At 25.7% G+C, this 6,117-nt stretch carries 11 protein-coding genes, 1 tRNA gene and 3 pseudogenes (1 of these 15 cut by a window edge); 14 read left to right on the top strand and 1 reads right to left on the bottom strand.

From position 1 onward, the window contains the following. Positions 1–73: 73 nt before the first annotated feature. The 14 genes and pseudogenes from LUA84_RS03150 (at position 74) to LUA84_RS05380 (ending at position 5,896) form a co-directional block, all read left to right on the top strand. The gene (locus LUA84_RS03150; protein ID WP_231434397.1) at positions 74–250 is read left to right on the top strand and encodes a hypothetical protein; all 177 of its coding nucleotides are present in this window, start codon (positions 74–76) and stop codon (positions 248–250) included. A gap of 509 nt (positions 251–759) precedes the next feature. Beyond that, entirely contained in the window at positions 760–1,221 is a 462-nt protein-coding gene (locus LUA84_RS04415) for an NAD(P)/FAD-dependent oxidoreductase (RefSeq protein ID WP_256443543.1), read from the top strand. A 73-nt stretch (positions 1,222–1,294) separates the two neighbouring features. Continuing rightward, positions 1,295–1,696 (top strand): annotated as a pseudogene (locus LUA84_RS04420) (NAD(P)/FAD-dependent oxidoreductase); the annotation flags it as partial. A 27-nt stretch (positions 1,697–1,723) separates the two neighbouring features. Then, positions 1,724–1,909 (top strand): iron-sulfur cluster assembly protein, encoded by a 186-nt coding sequence (locus tag LUA84_RS03160; RefSeq protein WP_231434398.1) that lies wholly within the window; start codon positions 1,724–1,726, stop codon positions 1,907–1,909. A 249-nt stretch (positions 1,910–2,158) separates the two neighbouring features. Continuing rightward, a complete protein-coding gene (locus LUA84_RS03165; protein WP_231434399.1) occupies positions 2,159–2,341 on the top strand; it encodes a hypothetical protein in 183 nt (60 codons plus the stop codon). 80 nt (positions 2,342–2,421) lie between these two features. Next, positions 2,422–2,494 (top strand) — tRNA-Glu (locus LUA84_RS03170). 47 nt (positions 2,495–2,541) lie between these two features. Further along, a complete protein-coding gene (locus LUA84_RS03175) occupies positions 2,542–2,766 on the top strand; it encodes a hypothetical protein (protein WP_231434400.1) in 225 nt (74 codons plus the stop codon). 130 nt (positions 2,767–2,896) lie between these two features. After that, positions 2,897–3,043, top strand: a complete 147-nt coding sequence (locus tag LUA84_RS03180; protein ID WP_231434401.1) for a hypothetical protein — start codon at positions 2,897–2,899, stop codon at positions 3,041–3,043. A gap of 7 nt (positions 3,044–3,050) precedes the next feature. Further along, complete coding sequence (locus tag LUA84_RS03185; RefSeq protein WP_231434402.1) at positions 3,051–3,227, top strand: hypothetical protein; 177 nt, start codon at positions 3,051–3,053, stop codon at positions 3,225–3,227. A 140-nt stretch (positions 3,228–3,367) separates the two neighbouring features. Further along, positions 3,368–3,676 carry a hypothetical protein gene (locus LUA84_RS03190; protein ID WP_231434404.1) on the top strand — a complete coding sequence of 103 codons (309 nt, stop codon included), beginning with the start codon at positions 3,368–3,370 and terminating at the stop codon, positions 3,674–3,676. 34 nt (positions 3,677–3,710) lie between these two features. Next, positions 3,711–4,187: pseudogene (locus tag LUA84_RS04425) on the top strand (class I tRNA ligase family protein). A 56-nt stretch (positions 4,188–4,243) separates the two neighbouring features. Then, positions 4,244–4,516 (top strand): hypothetical protein, encoded by a 273-nt coding sequence (locus tag LUA84_RS04430; protein WP_342765382.1) that lies wholly within the window; start codon positions 4,244–4,246, stop codon positions 4,514–4,516. A 305-nt stretch (positions 4,517–4,821) separates the two neighbouring features. After that, positions 4,822–5,622, top strand: a complete 801-nt coding sequence (locus tag LUA84_RS03200) for a class I tRNA ligase family protein (RefSeq protein ID WP_256443609.1) — start codon at positions 4,822–4,824, stop codon at positions 5,620–5,622. A 13-nt stretch (positions 5,623–5,635) separates the two neighbouring features. Further along, complete coding sequence (locus LUA84_RS05380; protein WP_457913363.1) at positions 5,636–5,896, top strand: class I tRNA ligase family protein; 261 nt, start codon at positions 5,636–5,638, stop codon at positions 5,894–5,896. Between the two features lie 84 nt (positions 5,897–5,980). Here the strand turns inward: LUA84_RS05380 and tpiA are convergent. Next, positions 5,981–6,117: pseudogene (gene tpiA, locus LUA84_RS04435) on the bottom strand (triose-phosphate isomerase) (it continues 531 nt past the right edge of the window).

Raw genomic sequence — 6,117 nt, forward strand, 5'->3', positions numbered from 1 at the left:
CATGTCCATATTGTCCATATATGACACATCATTCCCATCAATTTGCAATGGTAAAAAATAATATTAGAGGAATATGATCGAATCATATGAATTTCCAGAGTTTGCTGAAAAATTCAAAGTATATGGTGTACCACATAATGCAATAATAGATAAAGACGGAAATACTATAACAGAATGGGAGGGGGCTATTGCAGAAATGGAAATATTTGCTAACAAAATAAAAGAAAGCTTAGAAAAAGTTTCTAAATAGATATATTTTTATAAATTTTGACAAATATTGGATTTTTATGTTGAATAACTATAGAAAATTGATACAAAAGATAATCCAATAACAACAATAGGTAATGGAATATATATTTTCCATATATCCGAAGCTTCATAGTTTAATATTAAAAACCCCGAAAACCCAATTGAAGTAATTGCAAGTATATATATACCACAAAATCCATATGAAAAAATTATTGAAGATTTAGCAAAATATAACAAAAAAATATCAGATTCATATAAATTAGCTGATATTATTATTGGCATTTCTCATAGAGGACCCCGATATAATCAACTAGAAAGGAAAATAAATAGAAAACCAGTAGAAATTTTATCAGATGACAGTTTAATAAGTAAAGTAGAAATGATAACAAATAATAATGCTTTATATCAATTAATAAATAATAAAGGAGACATTGAAATAGCCGTTAAAATAAATATTTTCCAAAATTATCAAAGCCTTGATTTATAAAATTTTTTGAATATCTTTTTTCTATGCCAATAAGTTTATCACTAGGAAATATATCTACCACAGAAAATCTAGATAAAGAATGGGATNTAATTATTGTAGGAGGAGGTCCTGCAGGTTATTCTGCGGCATTATATTGCGGAAGATATAGATTAAAAACATTGATAATAACGAAAGATATTGCAGGAACATTAAATGATGCAGATATTGTTGATGACTATCCCGGATTAGAAAACATTAAAGGATCTGAAATGGGAAAAATATTTAAAAAACATGCAGAAAAATATGGAGCAAAAAAATTACTGGAAAGCGTTGTTAGAATTGAAAAGTTACCTGATGGAAATTTTAAAGTTCTTACTAATCTAGGTAAAGAATTTATTGCAAAAGCTATTATAATTGCAACAGGCTCTCAAAGAAGAAAATTGGGTGTTCCTGGAGAGAATTTAAAAGGCGTATCACATTGCGCAGAATGTGATGCTCAACTTTGATAGATAAAATGCTGGAGTAGTTGGTGGAGGAAATAGCGCATTCCATGATGCTCAAGTACTAGCACAGCATGCAAAAGAAGTATATATAATTCATAGAAGAGATGAATTTAGAGCAGATCCAGTAAAAGTTGAAGAAGCAAAAAAGAATCAAAAAATTAAATTTATACTAAATAAAGTTGTAAAAGAAATAAAAGGAACCGAAAAGGTTGAAGAAGTAGTTTTGCAAGATACAAAAACAGGAGAAATTAGCTCAATGAAATTGGATGGATTATTTGTAGCAATAGGATTAGTTCCATTATCTGAAATAGTTAAGAGTTTAAATGTAAATATGGATGAAAGTGGACATATAATTGTAGATCAATGTGGAAAAACAAATGTAGTAGGATTGCTTGCTGCAGGGGATGTAACAACTCAGATATGCAATTTAAGACAGGTTGTTACTTCAGCAGCACAAGGTGCTGTAGCCTGCATTTAGTGCTTTCCTGTATATTAAAACAAAGAAATGGTAAAAATTGAAGATATAGTAAACAAACTAAGAGAAGTAACAGACCCTGAACTTGGATATGATATAATATCTCTAGGAGAAATAGAAGATGTTAGAGAAGAAAATGGAGAATATATTATAAAATTCTTACATATCATCACCTCTTTGCCCATTTATATCTGCAATTTTAGAACAAATAGATGAAAAATTGAAAGAATTAAATATATCACGAAAATTCAAAGATAGAGATAGATTTTGAAAATAAATGGAGTTTAGATAGAATAAGCCCAGAAGTAAGAAAACAATTGGGAATATAATGGACAATAAAATTAAAAAAGAATTTGAAATGTTTTGTAAAATAAGCGGAGGAGAATATAGAGAAGGGACATATATATGAATGTATAAAAGATAAATATTATATTAGGGTATGCTGAAGAAAATGGATTAACATTCATGGCAGGTTCAAATATAACCTCAGATTTCGAAATATTGAATATAAAAGATTGTAAAATAGTTGATTGCGAAAGATTAACAAAAAGTAATGAAATGAATGAACTAGAATATTATATATTTAATATTTACTTAGATAAAGGTGTTATTATCAATAAGAAGAAAAATAAAAGAGGATACAATTAGTTATATATTTAAAGAACTTCAGAAATTGAAGATGAATCTTCAATAGTATTTTAAAATTTTTACAAAAATATTAAATGAAAGGGACCGTGGTCTAGAGGCCTAGGACATCACCCTTTCACGGTGGCGACCGGGGTTCGAATCCCCGTGGTCCCAAGATTTATAAATAATTTTTATAAAAATCTTAAATGCCAGAAATATCATTGTTAGAAAAAGCCACTGATAAAGATGCAGTTGATAAAGATAAAAAAATATATAAGTTAAAATATTTCATAAAGGATGAAACTCCAAATTTCTTAAATGTTTTAAGAAGAGCAATATTAGAAGAAGTAAAAACATTAGCAATTGAGGATGTTTATATTATAGAAAATAGTTCTGCAATTTGGGATGAAATGCTAGCACATAGATTAGGTTTGAACGTCATATAAATACTCCTGAAAATATTAAAGAAAATGAGGAAGTAAAATTTTATTTAGAAAAAAATGAAAAGGGATATGTATATGGATCTGATTTAAAAACGAGATAGGGATAGATGCATATGTAATTTATCCAGAAACAATGATTGCCTATATTGATGAAAATCAAAAAATAAAATTAGAAGCTGTTGCTGTTCTTGGTAATGGAAAACAGCATGCAAAATTTATACCTGGACATGTTTATTATTATAGAACTGGAGAACTTAAATTAGAAGGAAAACTTAGATGAAAAAGAATTGGAAAATCTAAAATTGTTAGGAGTAGAAATAAAGAAAAATAAAATACAAATACCAAAAGAAAAAGAATATGATAGAACTTTTTTAGATGCAATAGAAAGGGCTTCAAATGAAAAGATAAAGGTTATACCAAAAGATGAATTTGTTTTTATTATAGAATCATTTGGACAATACTAAGCAGAAAAGTTAATACCTTTAGCTATTAAAGAATTAAGAAATAAATTAAATAATTTTATTAGAATTTTTATCTAAATAAACTTATAAATAAATATTATATAATTTATTAATGGACTGGAAGAAGTAATGTTTTAGCTTCTGTGTTTTCGGTATTAGTATCTATAGTATCACAGGAAATAGCAACAGCAGTAGCAGTATCATTACTAATATATATGCTAGTAAAGGAGATGGATAAATGCATTATATCAAATCTTGGATTAACATTAGAATTTGCAGGAATGCTAATATATATAATGGGAATTCTATTACAGCCATTATATTCAAGCTACCAATCAATAGTTCAAGCTGGAGTTTACCTATTAGTAATAGGTCTAGTACTATTAATAATAGGATTGTTAGTAGTTATGTTAGTTAAAAATAAGGTAAAAGAAAACATATACGAAGCATAGTCCCTTTATATATTTTTTTATATATATTTTTTGAATGGATAAGAGACCCGATTACAAAATAATCGAAAAAGAAATATTAGATCTTTGGAATAAAAATAAGGAAATTTTCAGATTTAATATTAATGAAGATAAAATATATATAATAGATAATCCACCTCCATTTACTTCTGGAGAAGCACATATGGGTCATGCTCTAGAATTTATATGGATAGATTTTTTGGCTAGATATAAAAGATTAGAAGGACATATATGTTCTTTTTCCTTTGGGATTTGATTGTCATGGTTTGCCAACAGAATTAAAAGTTATAAATAAATTAAAGATACGAAAGAGAATAAGGAACAATTTATAAAAGCATGTATTGAATGGACAAATAAAATGATTGAATCTATGTATAAAACGTTTGAAAGATTAGGATCATCTTTTGATAGAGATAAAGTATATAAAACAATTGATAGAAAATATGAAGCCTTGGTTCAATATACATTGATAAAAATGCTAATGATGGTTTAATTGAAAGAAAGAGATATCCAATAATGTGGTGACCAAAATGCCAAACAGCAATTTCAATGCAAGAAGCTGGATATTTAGAAAAAGAAGGATATCTAATATATATAAAATTACCAACAAATAACGGAAAATATATATTAATAGCAACAACAAGACCAGAATTAATGAATTCATGTTCATTAATATTAATTGCAAAAAATAAATATGTAGAAACTGAAAATAATTTAATTGTATCAAAAATATATGCAGAAAAAAATAATTTAAAGATTATAAGAGAATATGATTATAAAGAATTAGAAAATATAGAAGTTAAAATTACATTTAATCAATAGAAAAGTAAAAATTATTTCAGATAATGATGTAGATAATAATTTTGGTACAGGAATTGTATGGGTATGTACATATGGAGATCCTCATGACTATAAAATGGAAAGAAAAATATAATTTACCTGAAATAATTTCTNTATCTGAAGATGGAAGAATAATATCAAATATAAATGAAATAAATGGATTAAAAATTGAAGAGGCAAGAGAAAAAATAAAAGAAATATTAAAGGATTATATATATAAAATAGAAAAAATAAAACATAAGTATATTATCACATACTGAAAGATCTGACTGTTTATCACCATTAGAATTTATTCCAAAAGAGACAATTCTTTAGTAAAAATAAAAGATTTAAAAGAAAAAATATTGGAATGGCAAAAAAATATTAAAATAATTCCTGAAAGTGAAAGAAAAAAATTAATTGATTGGATAAATAATATAGACCAGGATTGGAATATCTCTAGAACAAAAATGATATGGGGTCTCACATTTCCATTTTATGAAAAAGATGGAAAAATATATCCAGTAAATATAGAAGAATTACCAATTGATCCAAGAATAGATAAAGAAAAAATGAAAAAATACGATGGAAAATTCTTTGAAGATGAAACTGTTGATGTATGGATTGAATCCTCAATAACATCAATAATAATATTATATAACGCATTAACTGAAAATAAAGAATTTAATCCAAAAGAATTGCCAGAATTATTTAATAAGATAAAAGAATATTTGCCTGTAGATTTAAGACAACAAGGATATGAAATAATAAGAACATGGCTATTTGATACAATTGTAAGGGTAAATTTATTAACAAATAAAAGCCCATGGAAGTATGTATTAATCCATGGAATGGTATTGGATGAAAAGGGAAGAAAAATGTCAAAATCACTGGGAAATGCAATAAATCCAAATGAGATAATGGACAAATATTCTCCAGATGCTTTAAGATATTGGGCTTTATTAGCTGCACCAGGTAATGACTATAGATTTAGTACAAAAGATATTGAATCTGGACAAGCATTTATAATAAAATTATGGAATATTGGAAGATATATTGAAATGAATATACAAAGAAAAGCCAGAAAAAATTTTAGAATTAAAAGATGAAGACAAAGAGATAATAAAAATATTAGAAGAAAATATTAAAAAATCTAAAGAATATATTGAACAATTTAGAAATTCTGAATATTTAAAATTATGGAGAAAATTTACATGGGAAGATTTTGCAAATAATTATTTAGAAAAAATAAAGGAAAGGATAAAAAATAATGACAAAACTGCAAAATATTTATTATATACTATATATAAAAATAATTACAAATTAATGTTACATCCAATTTTCCCATATATAACAGAATATATATATCAACAAGTTATATAGAGAAAATATATTAATAATTGAAAATAAAATTAATGAAATAAAAGATTTAGTTANNTAATAGAGTGATTTAAAAATATAATAAAATTATCTTATAAAANCTTCAGCCAATTCCTTTATTTTTTCATAAAAATTATTAGCCTTAGTAACTGCAGAAGATAATAATACACCTTCAGCTCCAAATTCCAATGCTTTTTTTACATCTTCTTTATTACTTATACCAG

This window comes from Candidatus Nanopusillus massiliensis, from assembly GCF_920984865.1.